Raw genomic sequence first — 17,265 nt, forward strand, 5'->3', positions numbered from 1 at the left:
GACCGGCGGCACGGCGTGACCGATAAACTGGCGGGGAACCGTCCCGGGTGCAGCTCCCGGACGGTTCACCCATGATCAGCCAGCAGCCGCTGCAACCCCAGGGAGCGTTGTGTCCCGTCGCCTGTTCACCTCGGAGTCCGTCACCGAGGGGCACCCCGACAAGATCGCTGACCAGATCAGCGACACCATTCTGGACGCCTTGCTGCGCGAGGACCCCACCTCGCGCGTCGCCGTCGAGACCCTCATCACCACCGGTCTCGTGCACGTGGCCGGGGAGGTGACCACCAAGGCGTACGCCCCGATCGCCCAGCTCGTGCGCGAGAAGATCCTGGAGATCGGCTACGACTCCTCGAAGAAGGGCTTCGACGGCGCCTCCTGCGGGGTCTCGGTCTCCATCGGCTCGCAGTCGCCCGACATCGCGCAGGGCGTCGACACCGCCTACGAGAGCCGGGTCGAGGGTTCCGCCGCGGGCGACGCCGTCGACGAGCTGGACCGGCAGGGCGCCGGGGACCAGGGCCTCATGTTCGGCTACGCGTGCGACGAGACCCCCGACCTCATGCCGCTCCCGATCCACCTCGCGCACCGCCTCTCGCGGCGGCTCTCCGAGGTGCGCAAGAACGGGACCATCCCCTACCTGCGCCCCGACGGCAAGACCCAGGTCACGATCGAGTACGACGGCGACAAGGCCGTCCGCCTCGACACCGTGGTCCTCTCCTCGCAGCACGCCTCCGACATCGACCTCGACCAGCTCCTCACCCCGGACATCCGCGAGTTCGTCGTGGAGCCCGAGCTGAAGGCGCTCCTCGACGACGGCATCAAGCTGGAGACCGAGGGCTACCGCCTCCTCGTCAACCCGACCGGCCGCTTCGAGATCGGCGGCCCCATGGGCGACGCCGGGCTCACCGGCCGCAAGATCATCATCGACACGTACGGCGGCATGGCCCGCCACGGCGGTGGCGCCTTCTCCGGCAAGGACCCGTCCAAGGTCGACCGCTCGGCCGCCTACGCGATGCGCTGGGTCGCGAAGAACGTCGTCGCCGCCGGTCTCGCCGCGCGCTGCGAGGTTCAGGTCGCCTACGCGATCGGCAAGGCCGAGCCCGTGGGCCTCTTCGTCGAGACCTTCGGCACCGCCAAGACCGAGGTCGACAAGATCGAGCACGCCATCGCCGAGGTCTTCGACCTCCGCCCGGCCGCGATCATCCGCGACCTCGACCTGCTGCGCCCGATCTACTCCAAGACCGCCGCCTACGGCCACTTCGGCCGGCCGGAGCCGGAGTTCACCTGGGAGAAGACGGACCGCGTGGACGCGCTGCGGAAGGCCGCGGGCCTCTAGGCGACGCCGCTTCCGCCGTACGCGGCCCGGGTCCCCCGTCGTGGCGGGGGAGCCGGGCCGCTCGGCCGTCCGGGCGATCCGCTTGTCCGAGGGGTCTGGTACATCTGAAGGCGTGAGCAGTGACGATCAGCCGAACGGGGCGGAGCAGCTGGCCCTGATCCGGGAGACCGTGCGCAAGGCACGGCCGCCGCGCGCCAAGCCGCGCACCTGGCGGGACGCCGCCATGGCGGAGCACCTGCCGGTGGCCCGCGTGCTCGTCAACAAGGGCGTCGTCCACCTCGACCGCACCTTCGACTACGCCGTGCCCGCCGAACTCGACGCCGAGGCCCGCCCCGGGGTGCGGGTGCGCGTGCGCTTCGGGGCCGGCAAGGGCCAGGTACGGGGCGGGCGCAGGGAGGGCGGGGGACTCGTCGACGGGTTCCTCGTCGAGCGCGTCGCCACCTCCGACTACCAGGGCCCGCTCGCCGCGCTCGCCCAGGTCGTCTCGCCCGAGCCCGTCCTGTCGCCCGCGCTCCTCACGCTCGCCCGCCAGGTCGCCGAGCGCTACGCGGGCAGCCTCGCCGACGTCCTCCAGCTCGCCGTCCCGCCCCGCCACGCGAAGGCCGAGGCCGCCGCCTCGCCCGCCCCGCCGCCTCCGCCCCCCGCGCCCGGGCCCGGCGACTGGGAGCGCTACCCGCAGGGCCCCGGCTTCCTCGCGGCCCTCGCGCGGGGCGAGTCCCCGCGCGCCGTGTGGACCGCGCTGCCCGGACCCCAGTGGGCCGACGAGCTGGCCCGCGCCGTCGCGGCGACCCTCGCCTCGGGGCGCGGCGCCCTCGTCGTCCTCCCCGACGGCCGCACCACCGCCCGCCTCGACGCGGCCCTCACCCGGCTCGTCGGCCCCGGACAGCACGCCGTGCTCACCGCCGACGCCGGGCCCGAACAGCGCTACCGCTCCTGGCTCGCCGTCCACCGCGGCGCCGTCCGCGCCGCGATCGGCACCCGCGCCGCGATGTTCGCCCCCGTCCGCGACCTCGGCCTCGTCGCCCTGTGGGAGGACGGCGACAGCGGCCACAGCGAGGACCACGCGCCCCAGCCGCACGCCCGCGAAGTGCTCGTCCTGCGGGCGACCCGTGAGGCCGGTGCCGAGGGGCCGCCCGCCCCCGCCTTCCTGCTCGGCTCCGTGGGCTGCACCGTCGAGGCCGCCCAGCTCGTACGCGGCGGCTGGGCGCACCCGCTCGCCGCGCCGCGCGACACCACCCGCGCCCTCGCCCCGCGCGTGCGCACGATCGGCGACACCGAGGTAGCCCGCGACCCCGCGGCCCGCGCCGCCCGGTTGCCCTCGCTCGCGTGGGAGACCGCGCGCGAGGGGCTGCGGCACGGCCCGGTGCTCGTCCAGGTGCCGCGGCGCGGGTACGCGCCCCGCCTCGCCTGCGACCGCTGTCGCGAGCCCGCCCGCTGCCGGAACTGCTCGGGTCCTCTGGAGGCACCCGACGCCGAGCGGCTCACGTGCGGCTGGTGCGGGCGCACCGAGACCGACTGGCACTGCGAGGCGTGCGGGGGCGCCAGGCTGCGCGCACGCGTCGTCGGCGCCCGCCGCACCGCCGAGGAGCTGGGACGCGCCTTCCCGGCGGTCCCGGTGCGCACCTCGGGGCGCGAGCAGGTGCTCGACACCGTGCCCGGCGGTCCCGCCCTCGTCGTCTCGACACCGGGGGCCGAACCGGTCGCTGACGGCGGGTACGCGGCGGCGCTGCTCCTCGACGGCTGGGCGCAGCTCGCGCGGCCCGACCTGCGCGCCGAGGAGGAGGCGCTGCGCCGCTGGCTGGGCGCGGCGGCGCTGGTCCGGGGGCAGGGCGCGGGCGGCACCGTCGTGGTCGTCGCCGAGCCGACGCTGCGGCCCGTGCAGGCCCTCGTGCGCTGGGACCCCGTGGGGCACGCGCTGCGCGAGCTGGAGGAGCGGGCCGAGCGGCACTTCCCGCCCGTCTCGCGCATGGCCGCCGTCTCCGGGCCGCCCACGGCGGTCTCCGCGTTCCTCGCCGAGGCCGAACTGCCCCCGGAGGCGGAGATCCTGGGCCCGGTGCCGCTCCCCGTCACCCCGCCGGGCCGCCCGCGCCGTCCGGGCGGCCCGCCGCCGGGGGAGCAGTGGAACCGGGCTCTCGTCCGGGTCCCGCTCGGCGGCGGCACCCGCCTCGCGCAGGCCCTCAAGGCCGCCCGCGCGGCCCGTACGGCGCGGCGCGGGGCCGGGGTGGAGCAGGTGCTCGTCCGCATCGACCCGCCCGACATCGGCTGAGCCCCTTCCCCCGGGTCCGGGGAGGGAAGGGGCTCAGGGGACGGGGCGGGGGAGGGGTCTATGCCTGGCGCGGGCCGGGGAGCGCCTTCTGGCGCGGCTCCTCGCGCACGTCCTGGCGCGACGCCGTCGGCTGCGTCGGCATGGCACGGGCGGCGGGAACGGTGGGGGTCGCCGTACGCTCCGGCACGGCGGCGGGTCCCCGCTCGGGGTGCTCCTCGGCCGGGGCGGGCGCCGGGGTGGCCCGGCGGGTGCCGTACCTGCGGTGCACGGCCTGCTTCGTCACCCCGAGCGCCGAGCCCACGGCATCCCAGGAGAAGCCGAGCGAGCGGTCGAAGTCGACGGCGGCGGTCACGAGGCTCTCGACGCTGTCCCGCAGCTCCTGGGCGAGCCGCACGGTCGGGGCGGGAGCGCGCCCGTAGACCACGAAACCGGTGGAGGGTCCCGTGCGGCGCGGACGGTAGACGTTGCCGAGCTGGGCGGTGAGCGTGCGGAGCGCGTCCACCTGCCTGCGGACCCGCTCGATGTCCCGTACCAACAGGTGCAGGCTGGCCCGTGCCTGGGCGTCGTGGGTGGCGTGGTCGGCCATGTGCAAGCCTCTCGAACCGGCGTTGACGGGCCCGCGGGCCCGCATCGGACTGTGAGGGAAGGACTGCTGAGACTGAGGGGACGCCGTCCTGGGCGGGTCGTTGCGTCCGCCCACGGTCAACGCTGCTTTGACAACGCGCCGCGCCGGAAGGGGTCACGGGGGAGGGCGCGGGACGTCGCCGCGCGCGCTCCCCGCTAACCACGAGTGCGCGGGGAATTGGGGACGTTTCGTCAGGATGTGCGGGGTTTACGGCTCGTACGGGGCGAGCGCCCGCGAGCGAGGGCCGGGCCGGTGCCTAGGATGGGGGCTCTTGTCGGGCCGGGGTGTGAGGGAAGTTCAGGATTCATGAGGCTTGTGTTCGCAGGGACGCCGGAGGTCGCCGTACCCGCGCTCGACGCGCTGATCGCTTCGGAGCGCCACGAGGTGGTGGCCGTCGTGACCCGCCCCGACGCGCCCGCGGGGCGCGGGCGGCGGCTCGTCGCGAGCCCCGTCGCGCAGCGCGCGGAGGAGGCCGGGATCGAGATCCTGCGGCCCGCGAGGCCGCGCGAGGAGTCCTTCCTCGACCGGCTGCGCGAGATCGCCCCCGACTGCTGCCCCGTCGTCGCCTACGGGGCGCTGCTGCCCCGCGTCGCGCTCGACGTCCCGGCGCACGGCTGGGTCAACCTGCACTTCTCGCTCCTGCCCGCCTGGCGCGGCGCCGCGCCCGTGCAGCACGCGGTGCTCGCGGGCGACGAGATCACCGGGGCCTCCACCTTCCTCATCGAGGAAGGGCTCGACTCGGGGCCCGTCTACGGCACCGTGACCGAGACCGTCCGCCCCACCGACACGAGCGGTGACCTCCTCACGCGCCTCGCCTTCGCGGGCTCCGGGCTCCTCGCCGCCACGATGGACGGCATCGAGGACGGCAGCCTCAAGCCGGTGCCGCAGCCCGCCGAGGGCGTCTCGCTCGCCCCCAAGCTCACCGTCGAGGACGCGCGCGTCGACTGGACGGCGCCCGCGCTGCGCGTCGACCGCGTCGTGCGCGGCTGCACCCCGGCCCCGGGGCCCTGGACCCTCTTCCGCGGCGAACGCCTCAAGCTCGTCTCGCTCGCCCTCGCCCCGGAGGTCCCGCACCTCGCGCCCGGCGAGATCCGCGCGGGCAAGAACAGCGTCCACGCCGGCACCGGCTCGCACCCCGTGGAACTCGGCTGGATCCAGCCGCAGGGCAAGAAGCCGATGCGGGCGGCGGACTGGGCGCGCGGGGTCCGGCTCGCGCCGGGGGAGACGCTGGGGCGCTGAGGCGCGCCGCCCGCGCTGGCGGGACTCCACCCCGCACCGCTCCTCGATCGCCGGAGGGGCTGGCATGTGTGGACCCGTTGCGCGGCCGTACCCTGAAGAGTCAGCCGTCCCGCAGCACGCAGTGGAGCACGCACCTTTGAACGACCAGACCGTGGCGGCCCCCGCCGACAGCAGCCGGCGCCGGGGCCGCCCGCACCGGGCGCCGCGCAAGGACCCCGTCCGCGTCCTCGCCTTCGACGCCCTGCGCGCCGTCGACGAGCGCGACGCCTACGCCAACCTCGTCCTGCCCGCGCTCCTGCGCGAGGCCCGCGAGAAGGGCGGCTTCGACGCGCGCGACGCCGCGCTCGCCACCGAACTCGTCTACGGCACGCTGCGCGGGCGCGGTACGTACGACGCGATCATCGCCGCGTGCGTGGACCGCCCGCTGCGCGAGGTCGACCCGCCCGTGCTCGACGTGCTCAGCCTCGGCGCCCACCAGCTCCTCGGCACCCGCATCCCCACGCACGCCGCCGTCTCGGCGACCGTCGAACTCGCCCGCGTCGTCCTCGGCGACGGCCGCTCGCGCTTCGTCAACGCCGTCCTGCGCCGCATCTCGCGCAACGACCTCGACGCCTGGCTCGCCGAGGTCGCCCCGCCCTTCGAGGACGACCCCGAGGAACACCTCTCCGTCGTCCACTCGCACCCGCGCTGGGTCGTCTCCGCGCTGTGGGACTCGCTCGGCGGCCCGCGCGGCGGCATCGAGGACCTCCTCACCGCCGACAACGAACGCCCCGAGGTCACCCTCGTCGCCCGCCCCGGCCGTACCGACGCCGAGGCGCTGCTCGACGCGCTCGGCGAGGAGCGCGCGCTCCCGGGCCGCTGGTCCCCGTACGCCGTCCGGCTCACCGAGGGCGGCGAGCCGGGCGCCGTGCCCGCCGTGCGCGACGGCGAGGCCGGGGTCCAGGACGAGGGCAGCCAGCTCGTCGCCCTCGCCCTCGCCAAGGCCCCCGTCGAGGGCCGCGACGCACTGTGGCTCGACGCCTGCGCCGGTCCCGGGGGCAAGGCCGCGCTCCTCGCCGGGCTCGCCGCCCAGCGCGGCGCGCGTCTCGTCGCCGCCGAGAAGCAGCCGCACCGCGCCGGGCTCGTCGCCCGCGCCCTCGCGGGCACCCCGGGCCCGTACCAGGTCGTCACCGCCGACGGCACCCGCCCGCCCTGGCGCCCCGGGACCTTCGACCGCGTCCTCGTCGACGTGCCGTGCACCGGGCTCGGCGCGCTGCGCCGCCGCCCGGAGGCCCGCTGGCGGCGCCGCCCCGAGGACCTCGACAGCTTCGCGCCGCTCCAGCGCGCGCTGCTCCACGAGGCGCTGCGCTCCGTGCGGGTCGGCGGCGTCGTCGGCTACGCGACCTGCTCGCCGCACCTCGCCGAGACCCGCGCCGTCGTCGCGGACATCCTCGACGAGTGGGGCGGTGACGCCGAACTCCTCGACGCCCCCGCGCTGCTCCCCGAGGTCCCGCTCACGGGCGAGGGCCCCGACCTCCAGCTCTGGCCGCACGTGCACGGCACGGACGCGATGTACCTCGCCCTGCTGCGACGCACCGCGTGAGAGCGCGCCGCGCCGCGGGTCCCGGTCCTCGAGGCCGGAGCCCGCGGGCGACGGCCGGGTGAGGCACCTCCGGCACGCGTCGGGGGCGGCGGGGCGCCCGTGCTCAGCGCCTCGTCTCGTACCGCGACAGGACCACGCCGCCGGGAAACGTCCGCGTCTCCACCAGGTGCAGGTTCACCCAGCTGTCCAGCGCGGTGAAGAACGGCGTGCCGCCGCCCACCAGGACCGGGTGGGCGGCGATCACGTACTCGTCGATCAGCCCGGCGCGCATCGCCGCCCCGGCGAGCGTCGCGCCGCCGATGCTCATCGGGCCGCCGTCCCCGGACTTGAGCCGGGTGATCTCGGCGACCGCGTCGCCCCTGACGAGCCGGGCGTTCCCGGCGACCTCGCCGAGCGTCGAGGAGAACACCACCCTCGGCGTGTCCCGCCAGATCCTTGCGAACTCGCTCTCCGCCGGGGTGACACCCGGCTGCCGGTCGGCGGTCGGCCAGTGGGAACTCATCGTCTCCCACAGCTTGCGCCCGTACAGCGACAGGCCGGTCGCCCGCTCGTGGTCGAGCCACCACTGAAACAGCTCGCGGCCCGGCGGACCGCTCCAGCCGAGGTCGTCGCCGACCGCGGAGACGTAGCCGTCCAGGGTCATGTTCATGCCGTAGACCAGTTTCCGCATGGCCCAGCCTTCCGTCCGTGGGTGTACGGCCTGAGGACCAGCGTGGCGCGGGAAACTCATCGGCGCGCGGGCTCGCGGCGGGGCGAAGCGGGACAAGAGGGGCCCGGGTGTGAGCCACGGCACGAAACCATGGCAGGCTTGAGCCATGGCCGTGCAGATCAACCCCAGCATCCTGTCCGCGGACTTCGCGCGCCTCGCCGACGAGGCCAAGGCCGTCGAGGGCGCCGACTGGCTCCACGTCGACGTCATGGACAACCACTTCGTCCCGAACCTGACCCTCGGCACCCCGATCGTCGAGGCGCTCGCGAAGGCCACGGACACCCCGCTGGACTGCCACCTGATGATCGAGGAGCCCGACCGCTGGGCCCCCGCCTACGTCGAGGCGGGCGCGGGCTCGGTCACCTTCCACGCCGAGGCCGCCGCCGCGCCGGTCCGCCTCGCCCGTGAGATCCGCGCCAAGGGCGCCCGCGCCTCCATGGCGCTCAAGCCCGCGACGCCCGTGGAACAGTACGAGGACCTGCTCCCCGAGCTGGACATGCTGCTGATCATGACGGTCGAGCCGGGCTTCGGCGGGCAAGCGTTCCTCGACATCATGCTGCCCAAGATCCGCCGCACCCGTCAGCTCGTCGCCAAGCACGGCCTCGACCTGTGGGTGCAGGTCGACGGCGGCGTCTCGGCCGAGACCGTCGAGCGCTGCGCCGAGGCGGGCGCCGACGTCTTCGTCGCCGGTTCCGCCGTCTACGGGGCGAAGGACCCGGCCTCGGCGGTACGGGGCCTGCGCGGCCAGGCCGAGGCGGCGCACGCGAAGGCCGGGTGGGCCGCGGGCGCCTGAGCCGCGCGAGACACCGGGCCCCGCGCACGGGGACCGGCCGCGAGAGGGACCGGTCGGCGACCGGGCCGCGAGAGGAGAGCCGTCCGGGACCGCGTCCCGGACACCACGTCCGGGACCGCACACCCGGACACAGAGGAGAAAGGCGCCGCCCGGGAATCGATCCGGGCGGACACCGGGATACGACTGGGCATCGGCTCCGTGAACCGGGCGCCGCGGGGCTGAGCACGCACCGCCGCGTCTGCGAGGATGAACGGCGAGTCCGGAGTATGTACAGCAGTGAGGAGAGCGCCGTGTCCGCGATGTCGGCGGGTCGGGCAGCCATGCGGATGGGACCCGCAGAGCTGGTCCAGGCGGCGGCCATGGCCCGCCGCTTCTACCTGGAGGGCAAGTCCAAGATCCAGATCGCCGAGGAGTTCGGCGTCAGCCGCTTCAAGGTGGCCCGGGTCCTGGAGACCGCCCTCGACCGGGATCTCGTCCGTATCGAGATCCGCGTCCCCGCCGAGCTCGACGCCGAGCGCTCGGACGCCCTGCGGGCCCGTTACGGGCTGCGGCACGCCGTCGTGGTGGAGTCACCGGCCGAGGCCGACGACTCGCCCGACCCGGAGAACCTCGGCGAGGTCGCCGCCGACCTCCTCGGCGAACTCGTCCACGAGGGCGACGTCCTCGGCCTCGCCTGGGGACGCTCCACCATCCACATGGCGACCGCGCTGCACACGCTGCCCCCGTGCACCGTCGTGCAGCTCACCGGGGTCTACGACGCGGGCACCGCCGAGCGCGGCTCCGTCGAGGCGGTACGGCGCGCCGCGCAGGTCTCCGGCGGCGAGGCGCACCCCATCTACGCGCCGATGCTGCTGCCCGACCCGGCGACCGCCGCCGCGCTGCGCAGCCAGACCGGCATCTCGCGGGCCTTCGACTACTTCGACAAGGTCACCGTCGCGGCCGTCTCGATCGGCTCCTGGGAGCCGGGTGTGTCGACCGTGCACGACATGCTCGGCGAGGAGGAGCGCCGCCACTACGCCTCGCTCGGCGTCGCGGCGGAGATGTCCGCGCACCTCTTCGACGCGCGCGGGCGGCGCGTGGGCCGCGACCTCGGCGAGCGGTGCATCACCGTCGAGCCGGAGCGGCTGCGGCGTATCCCCGAGGTCGTCGCGATCGCGGGCGGGCACCGCAAGGCGGCGGCGATCGACGCCGTCCTGCGCTCCGGTCTCGTCACGAGCCTCGTCACGGACACGGCCGCCGCCGACTACCTCCTCACGGCGGGCGAGCCGCCCCGCCCGGCACTCGACCGGGCCGACCCGGACGACTGAGTCCGGAGGTCGCGGCAGGGAAGCCGGTCACCCCTCGGGGCGGCCGGCTTCCGGCGTACGGCCCCGGCTCGCGCCGTACGGGGCGCGGCGGCACCCCGTACCGGCAGCGCGCCGCCGTACCGGCGTCCCGCCCCTCCGTACCGGCGTTCCGCACCTCGTACGAAGCCACCACGCCGCCGCCCGCATACCGCCCCCGGCTTCGGGGAAAGCTCCACACTCGGTGGCCGTCATTGGTCAGTGCCCCCTCTGATCAGCGAGAATGGACAGAGGAGCCACTGCCCGGCCGCCACGCACTGCGCATACTCCCCACCCCGCCGACCACTGTCGGCAGCGGACGAACAGCAGGTGAGAGAGCCAGAATGCGATTCCTCAACGACCTCGGGCCGAGCCACGACCTCACGTACGACGACGTCTTCATGGTGCCGCGCCGTTCGGCGGTCGGCTCCCGGATGGCCGTCGACCTCGCGGCCCCCGACGGGACCGGCACGACCATCCCCCTCGTCGTCGCGAACATGACCGCCATCGCGGGCCGCCGCATGGCCGAGACCGTCGCCCGGCGCGGCGGCCTCACCGTCATCCCGCAGGACATCCCGATCGAGGTCGTCGCCGACGTCACCTCCTGGGTCAAGCGGCGCCACCTCGTCCTGGACACGCCGATCGTCCTCGAACCCCACCAGACCGTGGGCGAGGCCCTGTCGCTGCTGCCCAAGCGCGCGCACAACGCGGGCGTCGTCGTGGACGCCGAGCGCCGCCCCGTCGGCGTCGTCACCGACCAGGACCTCAACGGCGTGGACCGCTTCACGCAGCTCTCCGAGGTCATGTCCCGCGACCTCCTGCTGCTGGACGACGCGATCGCCCCGCGCGACGCCTTCCACAAGCTCGACGCCGCCAACCGGCGCTACGCCCCCGCCGTCGACACCGAGGGCCGCCTCACCGGCATCCTCACCCGTACCGGCGCCCTGCGCGCCACCCTCTACACGCCGAACACCGACGCCTCGGGCCGCCTCCGTGTCGCCGCCGCCGTCGGCATCAACGGCGATGTCGCGGGCAAGGCCAAGCAGCTCCTCGACGCCGGGATCGACACGCTCGTCGTCGACACCGCGCACGGTCACCAGGAGTCGATGATCGCCGCGCTGCGCGCCGTGCGCGCCCTGGACCCGCAGGTCCCGATCGTCGCGGGCAACATCGTCGCCGCCGAGGGCGTGCGCGACCTCGTCGAGGCGGGCGCCGACATCATCAAGGTCGGTGTGGGCCCCGGCGCGATGTGCACGACCCGGATGGCCACGGGCGTCGGCCGTCCGCAGTTCTCCGCCGTGCTCGAATGCGCCGCCGAGGCCGCCAAGTACGGCCGCCACGTGTGGGCCGACGGCGGTGTCCGCCACCCGCGCGACGTCGCCATGGCCCTCGCGGCCGGTGCCTCCAACGTCATGATCGGCTCCTGGTTCGCCGGGACGTACGAGTCCCCCGGCGACCTCCAGCAGGCCGCCGACGGGCGCCTGTACAAGGAGTCCTTCGGCATGGCCTCGGCCCGTGCCGTGCGCAACCGCACCTCCGAGGAGTCCGCCTACGACCGCGCCCGCAAGGCGCTCTTCGAGGAGGGCATCTCCACCTCGCGCATGTTCCTCGACCCGGCGCGGCCCGGCGTCGAGGACCTCATCGACTCGATCATCGCCGGGGTCCGCTCCGCCTTCACCTACGCGGGCGCCGCCAACCTCGCCGAGTTCGCCGAGCGCGCCGTCGTCGGCATCCAGAGTGCGGCCGGGTACGCGGAGGGCCAGCCGCTCCACTCCAGCTGGAGCTGAGGCAGGGAAGTACGGGACGGGGCGGCCCTCCTCACGGGGGCCGCCCCGTCCCGTACCCGTTCCTACGCCACTTCGGAGCCCCCGCGCTGCCAACGGGCCTCGACGCGCTTGCCCTCGGGCAGCGGCAGGACGCTCACGCCCCCGGCGAGCTTCTGCACCAGGTGCCAGCCGAAGCCGCCGCCGCCCGCGAGGTCCGGGGCGCGGGGGACCGGCGGGGTGCTGCTCGTGTCCTCCACGCCGACCCGCAGCTCGCCGTGGTAGGCCCACAGGGACAGGCGCCAGGGGCCCTCGGTGTGGCGCGAGGCGTTCGCGACGAGTTCGGCGACGACCAGAACGACCGCTTCGACATCCGCCCACGGGCACACCCCGGCGACGAATCCGCTCGCGGCCTCCCTGGCCGCCGCACTGCTCACGTGCGGGCCCTCCAGGACGAGCAGGCGCGGCGTCGCGGGCATCAGCAGCCGGTCCCTGGGAGCAGCACCTCGTCCAGGCCGGTCATCCGCAGCAGCCGCGCGACCATCGGGGAGACCTCCGTGACGGCGAGTTCCGCGCCTCGCGAGAGCAGGCCCCGGCGTATCGCGAGCAGGGCGCCGATCCCGCCCGAGTCGAGGAAGCCGACGCGCGAGAGGTCGAGCACGAAGCGCCGTCCCGGCTTCGCCGCGACCCCGTCGAGCGCGCCGCGCAGGCGGCCCTCGGTCTCGTAGTCGAGCACCCCGTCGATCTCGACGAGCACCCGCTCGGGGCGCTCGCTCAGCGCGACCCGCAGGCGCACGGGGCCCTCGGCGGGGGGTGCTTCGGCGGGGCGCGTGGTGGCGGGGGGCCCTTCGGCGGCGGGGAGCACGGGCTCCGGCCGCGTCCCGACGGGGTCGGGCACCTCGGGCGCCGGTTCCGCGGGCGCCGGTTCCGTACCGGCGAGGGGGTCGTTCATGCGCCGGTCCTCCGAACCGTCAGGGCGAGGGTGTCGTCGGGGTGCAGGATCACCGTGTGCATCTCGGCGGCGAGCGCGCCGGGGACCTCCTCGGTGGGCAGCCCCCGGTGCCGCGCGGCGGCGAGGGCGAGGCGGCGCTCGCCGTCGCGCGGGTCGCGGCGCGACTCGGTGAGACCGTCCGTGTAGAGGACGAGCAGGTCCCCGGGGCCGAGCGCGTCCTCGCGCACGCGCTCGCTGCCGGGGAGCGGGTAGCCGATGCCCCTGCCGCGCACCTCCAGGTACTCCGTCGCGCCGCCCGCCCGCGCCACGAGCGCCGGGGGGTGGCTGCCGTTCGCGATGCGCACGACGCCGGTCACGGGGTCGATCCGCACGAGCTGCACCGTCGCCATCAGCTCGCGGTCGAAGGGCAGCAGGATCTCGTCCGTACGGGCCACGATCTGGCCGAGGGGGTGGCCCTCCAGGGCGAGGGTGCGCACCGCGTGCGTCACGTTGAGCGCGCTGCGCGTACTCGTCACACCGTGCCCGAGCGCGTCCACGACCGTGATGTGCACGGTGCCGTCCGGCAGCCGGAACCAGTCGTAGAGGTCGCCCCCGGTCGGCGCGTCCGTGTCGGCGGGCGCGTAGTGGATCGCCATCTCCAGGCCGGGGACGGCGACGGGCGGTGGGCGCAGCGCGTCCTCCAGCTCGCGGAGCATCTGCCCGTGCGCCCGCCGCAACTGCTCGTCGCGCTCCTCCAGCTGCACGTAGAGGGCGAGGACGCCGCTGTTCGTCTCGGCCAGCTCCTGCGTGAGCCGCTGCCGGTCGTCGGTCAGCTCGGCGATCCGCGCCCGCGCCTCGCGCAGCTCCTCGGCCAGCAGCTCGCGCGCGCTCCCCGCGGCGGCCCCGCCCGCGGGGCTGTCGCCCGCGTGGGGGGCCTTGTCGTCGGCGTCCTCCTCGCGGGGGGACTTCCGACGGGGACCGTCCTCACGAGCGCCTTTCTCGCGGGTGTCACCCTCACGTCGGCCCTCCTCTTGGGGGCCTTCCCCGTGGGCGTCCTCCTCGTGGGCGTCCTCCTCGCGGGGGTCCTCCTCGCAGGGGCGGGTGAGGCGCCAGCGGGCGCCGCGACCGGCGGCCTCGGGAGGCAGCGCCGGGGTCTCGTCGGGGGCGACCGCCGCGGGCCGCAGCTCGACCGTCAGCTCGCGCGCCCCGCGCCGCGCCGCGAGTGTCACGCTGCGGCCCTCGCGCAGCGGCGGTCCGGCGAGCGCCGCGACCGACTGCGTGAGCCTGCCGCGCAGCTCCACGGGCAGCCGCCACTCCTGGGCGAGCAGCCGCAGGGCGTCCTCCAGCTCCGGCAGCGAGCGGTGCGTGGAACGCGGGCCGTGCGCGGCGCGCCGCGAGGCCGGCACCCGTGCGCGGGTACCGGCCGTGTGCTGTTCGCCGCCGCTCGTCTCGCTCACCTTCTCGCTCACCCGACTTCTTCCCGTTTCGGCGACTGACCCGCGTCAGCGGCTACCCCGCGCCTCTCGCCTCCATGCTCCCACCTTCGGAGGACCGCGGAGCGCCTTCGGGCGAGGGCGGCGCGCGTGGACGGTACCGCGGGGTGCCTTCGCGGCACCACGGAGCGCCTTCGGCGGCGGGCCGCCCCCGGCGCCGTACCGTCCCCCTGCGCGAGTGCGCCCCGCGTTCCCACCCGAGGAGAGCCCCTGTGCCCCTGCCCGAAGCGGCCGCCCTGGCCCGCCGCACGCCCGTCGACCGGCTCGGTGGGGACGACAGCGGCCTGCGCCGCTCGCTTCACCCGAGGAGAGCCCCTGTGCCCCTGCCCGAAGCGGCCGCCCTGGCCCGCCGCACGCCCGTCGACCGGCTCGGTGGGGACGACAGCGGCCTGCGCCGCTCGCTGGGCCTGTGGCAGCTCACCATGATCAGCGTCGGCGCGACGCTCGGCACCGGCATCTTCGTCGTGCTCGGCGAGGCGGTGCCCAAGGCCGGGCCCGCCGTCGTCGTCTCCTTCGTCCTCGCGGGGTTCACGGCGCTCTTCTCCGCGCTGAGCTACGCCGAGCTCGCGGGCGCGATCCCCGTCGCCGGGTCCTCGTACACGTACGCCTACGCGACGCTCGGGGAGCTGGTCGCGTGGGTGTGCGGCTGGTGCCTGATCCTGGAGTACGGGGTCTCGGTGGCCGCCGTCGCGGTCGGCTGGGGCCAGTACGTCAACGAGTTCCTCGACGGCACCCTCGGCGTCACGCTGCCCGCCGCGCTCTCGGCCCCTCCGGGGGACGGTGGCGTCGTCAACGTGGCCGCGCTCGCCGTCGTGCTCCTCGCCCTCGCCTTCCTCCTCGGCGGCGCCCGTGAGTCGGCGCGCGCCAACACCGTCATGGTGTGCGTGAAGATCGCCGCGCTCCTGCTCTTCTGCGGCATCGGCGTCACGGGCTTCCGCTCGGCGAACTTCGCCGATTTCGCCCCGTACGGCGTCAGCGGGATCAGCGCGGCGGCCGGCACGCTCTTCTTCTCGTACATCGGCTTCGACGCCGCGTCGACGGCGGGCGAGGAGGCGCGCGACGCGCGGCGCGACCTGCCGCGCGCGATCATCCTCTCGCTCGGGCTCGTCACGGCGCTGTACGTGCTCGTCGCGCTCGTCGCCGTGGGGGCGCGTCCCTGGCGCGACTTCGCGGGCTCGGAGGCGAGCCTCGCGGGGATCACGCGCGACCTCACCGGGCAGGACGTGTGGCCCGTCCTGCTCTCGCTGGGCGCCGTTGTCGCCATCGCCTCCGTCGTCCTCACGGTGCTGTACGGGCAGACGCGCATCCTCTTCGCGATGTCCCGCGACGGCCTCGTCCCCCGCGTCTTCTCGCGCGTCCACGCCGCGAGCGGCACCCCGCGCGCGTGCACGCTGCTCGTCGCCGCGTTCTGCGGGCTGCTCGCCGCCGTCGTCCCGCTCGGTCAGCTCGCCGACGCCACGAGCATCGGGACCCTCTTCGCCTTCGGGCTCGTCAACGTCGCCGTGGTCGTGCTGCGCCGGATCAGGCCGGGGATGCGACGCACCTTCCGCGTCCCCCTCTCGCCCCTCCTGCCCGCCGTGGGGCTCGGGCTGTGCCTGTGGCTCATGACGAGCCTGTCGCCCGTGACCTGGCTCGTCTTCGGCTGCTGGATGATCCTGGGCCTCGTGGTCTACTTCGGGTACGGCGTCCGGCACTCCCGGCTCGCCACCGCCACACCCCCCGAGAAGAAGTGAACGAAGCACGGTGCTCGACGAACTCGACGAACGGATTGTGCGGGAGCTGACCTCGGACGCACGGCGCAGCTACGCCGACATCGGGCAGCGCGTGGGGCTCTCCGCCCCCGCCGTCAAACGCCGCGTCGACCGGCTGCGGGCGAGCGGCGCGATCCAGGGCTTCACGGTGCGCGTGGACCCCGCCGTACGGGGGCGGCGCACCGAGGGACTCATCGAGCTGTACTGCCGCAGGCAGACGACGCCCGAGATGATCCGCAAGGGTCTCGAAGGCTACGCGGAGGTCGTCTCCGCCTCGACCGTGACCGGCGAGGCGGACGCCGTCGTGCAGGTCTTCGCCGCCGACATGGAGCACTTCGAGCGGGTGCTGGAGCGGATCGCGGGCGAGCCCTTCGTCGAGCGGACCAAGTCGGTGCTCGTGCTCTCGCCGCTGCTGCGCCGCGCGGGCTGAGCCCCGCACGCCCTCCCGGCCTCTTTTCGGGGGGTTTTGTTCACTCTCGGACCATTAATGCGCGCCGGAGCCGATGCGGGCGCGCAAGGTGGTCGGGAGATGATCACGAAGCCTCGTTCCGCTCTTGTCGCCGCCGCCGCGGTCCTCGTGGTGGCGGCCGTCGTGCTGGGTCTCGCGCTCTCCGGGGCCTTCGACAGCGGCGGCGGGGGACACCGCGAGACCGGGAGCGAGCGGGCGGCGAGCACCCCGCCCCCGGCCGCCGCGGCGCTGCGCCCCCGCTTCGTGAGCCGGGCGAAGTGGGGCGCCGATCCGCGCCTGCTCGACCAGAAGCCGCACTACGCGGACTCGGTGCGCGCCATCGTCATCCACCACACCGACACGCCCAACGGCTACTCCTGCGCGGACAGCGCCTCCTACGTCCGCGACATCTACCAGGCCCACGCGACGGCGCGCGGCTGGGGCGACATCGGCTACAACTTCCTCGTCGACCGCTGCGGCACGATCTTCGAGGGCCGCCTCGGCGGCGTCGACAGGCCCGTCATCGGCGCCCACACGGTCGGCCTCAACAAGGGCACGACGGGGATCGCCGCGATCGGCACGTACACCGCCGGGGTCCCCGTGCCCGCGCCCATGCGGCGCTCCATCGAGCGGATCATCGCGTGGAAGCTCGGCCTCACCGAGATCAGCCCGTCCGCGCGCACCCAGCTCGTCTCCACCAACAGCAAGTCCCGCTTCCCGAAGGACACCTCCGTCAACCTCCCCACCGTCCTCGGCCACATCGAGGCGTACGAGACGGACTGCCCCGGGCAGGCGCTCATGGACCTGCTGCCGGAGTTCCGGCGGGCCGCCCTCAAGCTCCAGGGCAAGGCGAAACTCCTCGCCGCGCAGGGTGCCTCGCGGAGCCCGGAGACCGCCGACCGGGGGCAGGGAGGCGTCCCCGGACCCCCGATGGAACCCCGCAGGGAGCCCGGCGCAACGAATCACCGCTCAGGGGCCCGCAGACGCAAGATCCTGCCGCGATGACGGCG

15 protein-coding genes are annotated in these 17,265 nt (G+C 75.1%); 10 read left to right on the forward strand and 5 right to left on the reverse strand.

Annotated elements, in window-relative coordinates; all coding sequences use genetic code 11:
• The first annotated feature begins 109 nt into the window (after positions 1–109).
• Both metK and STTU_RS28605 read left to right on the forward strand, forming a co-directional pair.
• Complete coding sequence (gene metK, locus STTU_RS28600) at positions 110–1,333, forward strand: methionine adenosyltransferase (RefSeq protein ID WP_007829349.1); 1,224 nt, start codon at positions 110–112, stop codon at positions 1,331–1,333.
• A gap of 112 nt (positions 1,334–1,445) precedes the next feature.
• A complete protein-coding gene (locus STTU_RS28605) occupies positions 1,446–3,599 on the forward strand; it encodes a primosomal protein N' (RefSeq protein ID WP_007829350.1) in 2,154 nt (717 codons plus the stop codon).
• Between the two features lie 58 nt (positions 3,600–3,657).
• Here the strand turns inward: STTU_RS28605 and STTU_RS28610 are convergent, their stop codons facing one another.
• Positions 3,658–4,185: a hypothetical protein gene (locus STTU_RS28610; RefSeq protein WP_007829352.1), complete on the reverse strand. Its 528-nt coding sequence runs from the start codon at positions 4,183–4,185 to the stop codon at positions 3,658–3,660.
• A gap of 345 nt (positions 4,186–4,530) precedes the next feature.
• Between STTU_RS28610 and fmt the strand changes: the two genes are divergently transcribed.
• Positions 4,531–5,463 (forward strand): methionyl-tRNA formyltransferase, encoded by a 933-nt coding sequence (fmt, locus tag STTU_RS28615; RefSeq protein ID WP_043256599.1) that lies wholly within the window; start codon positions 4,531–4,533, stop codon positions 5,461–5,463.
• Between the two features lie 136 nt (positions 5,464–5,599).
• The gene (locus STTU_RS28620) at positions 5,600–7,045 is read left to right on the forward strand and encodes an RsmB/NOP family class I SAM-dependent RNA methyltransferase (protein WP_043256601.1); all 1,446 of its coding nucleotides are present in this window, start codon (positions 5,600–5,602) and stop codon (positions 7,043–7,045) included.
• Positions 7,046–7,148: 103 nt separating this feature from the next.
• Here STTU_RS28620 and STTU_RS28625 read toward each other — a convergent pair whose 3' ends face one another.
• On the reverse strand, positions 7,149–7,715 hold the full coding sequence (locus STTU_RS28625; RefSeq protein WP_007829357.1) for a dihydrofolate reductase family protein: 567 nt from the start codon (positions 7,713–7,715) through the stop codon (positions 7,149–7,151).
• A 145-nt stretch (positions 7,716–7,860) separates the two neighbouring features.
• Between STTU_RS28625 and rpe the strand changes: the two genes are divergently transcribed.
• The 3 genes from rpe to STTU_RS28640 all read left to right on the forward strand — a co-directional run bounded on the left by rpe (position 7,861) and on the right by STTU_RS28640 (position 11,656).
• Positions 7,861–8,547 carry a ribulose-phosphate 3-epimerase gene (gene rpe / locus STTU_RS28630; RefSeq protein WP_007829358.1) on the forward strand — a complete coding sequence of 229 codons (687 nt, stop codon included), beginning with the start codon at positions 7,861–7,863 and terminating at the stop codon, positions 8,545–8,547.
• 266 nt (positions 8,548–8,813) lie between these two features.
• Positions 8,814–9,854 carry a sugar-binding transcriptional regulator gene (locus STTU_RS28635; RefSeq protein WP_007829359.1) on the forward strand — a complete coding sequence of 347 codons (1,041 nt, stop codon included), beginning with the start codon at positions 8,814–8,816 and terminating at the stop codon, positions 9,852–9,854.
• A 359-nt stretch (positions 9,855–10,213) separates the two neighbouring features.
• A complete protein-coding gene (locus STTU_RS28640; protein ID WP_007829360.1) occupies positions 10,214–11,656 on the forward strand; it encodes a GuaB1 family IMP dehydrogenase-related protein in 1,443 nt (480 codons plus the stop codon).
• Positions 11,657–11,718: 62 nt separating this feature from the next.
• Here the strand turns inward: STTU_RS28640 and STTU_RS28645 are convergent, their stop codons facing one another.
• The 3 genes from STTU_RS28645 to STTU_RS28655 are packed head-to-tail and all read right to left on the reverse strand — an operon-like array spanning position 11,719 to position 14,032.
• Positions 11,719–12,111 carry an ATP-binding protein gene (locus tag STTU_RS28645; RefSeq protein WP_007829370.1) on the reverse strand — a complete coding sequence of 131 codons (393 nt, stop codon included), beginning with the start codon at positions 12,109–12,111 and terminating at the stop codon, positions 11,719–11,721.
• The gene (locus tag STTU_RS28650) at positions 12,111–12,584 is read right to left on the reverse strand and encodes an STAS domain-containing protein (RefSeq protein WP_043256603.1); all 474 of its coding nucleotides are present in this window, start codon (positions 12,582–12,584) and stop codon (positions 12,111–12,113) included. Before STTU_RS28650 ends, STTU_RS28645 begins: the two co-directional genes overlap by 1 nt.
• Positions 12,581–14,032 carry a PP2C family protein-serine/threonine phosphatase gene (locus STTU_RS28655; protein WP_007829374.1) on the reverse strand — a complete coding sequence of 484 codons (1,452 nt, stop codon included), beginning with the start codon at positions 14,030–14,032 and terminating at the stop codon, positions 12,581–12,583. Before STTU_RS28655 ends, STTU_RS28650 begins: the two co-directional genes overlap by 4 nt.
• A gap of 341 nt (positions 14,033–14,373) precedes the next feature.
• Between STTU_RS28655 and STTU_RS28660 the strand changes: the two genes are divergently transcribed.
• The 3 genes from STTU_RS28660 to STTU_RS28670 all read left to right on the forward strand — a co-directional run bounded on the left by STTU_RS28660 (position 14,374) and on the right by STTU_RS28670 (position 17,260).
• On the forward strand, positions 14,374–15,789 hold the full coding sequence (locus tag STTU_RS28660; RefSeq protein ID WP_043256605.1) for an amino acid permease: 1,416 nt from the start codon (positions 14,374–14,376) through the stop codon (positions 15,787–15,789).
• A gap of 10 nt (positions 15,790–15,799) precedes the next feature.
• Positions 15,800–16,237, forward strand: a complete 438-nt coding sequence (locus STTU_RS28665) for an Lrp/AsnC family transcriptional regulator (RefSeq protein ID WP_007829376.1) — start codon at positions 15,800–15,802, stop codon at positions 16,235–16,237.
• Between the two features lie 99 nt (positions 16,238–16,336).
• Positions 16,337–17,260, forward strand: coding sequence for a peptidoglycan recognition protein (locus STTU_RS28670; RefSeq protein ID WP_043256606.1), 924 nt, complete (start codon positions 16,337–16,339; stop codon positions 17,258–17,260).
• Positions 17,261–17,265: the final 5 nt, after the last annotated feature.

The organism is Streptomyces sp. Tu6071 (assembly GCF_000213055.1).
Taxonomy (GTDB): domain Bacteria; phylum Actinomycetota; class Actinomycetes; order Streptomycetales; family Streptomycetaceae; genus Streptomyces; species Streptomyces evansiae.

What these genes read in the sequence shown, in the direction of transcription:
- STTU_RS28610 (WP_007829352.1), bottom strand. Translation starts at nt 4,185, where the DNA reads ATGGCCGACCACGCCACCCACGACGCCCAGGCACGGGCCAGCCTGCAC.
- fmt (WP_043256599.1), top strand. Translation starts at nt 4,531, where the DNA reads ATGAGGCTTGTGTTCGCAGGGACGCCGGAGGTCGCCGTACCCGCGCTC.
- STTU_RS28625 (WP_007829357.1), bottom strand. Translation starts at nt 7,715, where the DNA reads ATGCGGAAACTGGTCTACGGCATGAACATGACCCTGGACGGCTACGTC.
- rpe (WP_007829358.1), top strand. Translation starts at nt 7,861, where the DNA reads ATGGCCGTGCAGATCAACCCCAGCATCCTGTCCGCGGACTTCGCGCGC.
- STTU_RS28635 (WP_007829359.1), top strand. Translation starts at nt 8,814, where the DNA reads ATGTACAGCAGTGAGGAGAGCGCCGTGTCCGCGATGTCGGCGGGTCGG.
- STTU_RS28640 (WP_007829360.1), top strand. Translation starts at nt 10,214, where the DNA reads ATGCGATTCCTCAACGACCTCGGGCCGAGCCACGACCTCACGTACGAC.
- STTU_RS28645 (WP_007829370.1), bottom strand. Translation starts at nt 12,111, where the DNA reads ATGCCCGCGACGCCGCGCCTGCTCGTCCTGGAGGGCCCGCACGTGAGC.
- STTU_RS28650 (WP_043256603.1), bottom strand. Translation starts at nt 12,584, where the DNA reads ATGAACGACCCCCTCGCCGGTACGGAACCGGCGCCCGCGGAACCGGCG.
- STTU_RS28670 (WP_043256606.1), top strand. Translation starts at nt 16,337, where the DNA reads ATGATCACGAAGCCTCGTTCCGCTCTTGTCGCCGCCGCCGCGGTCCTC.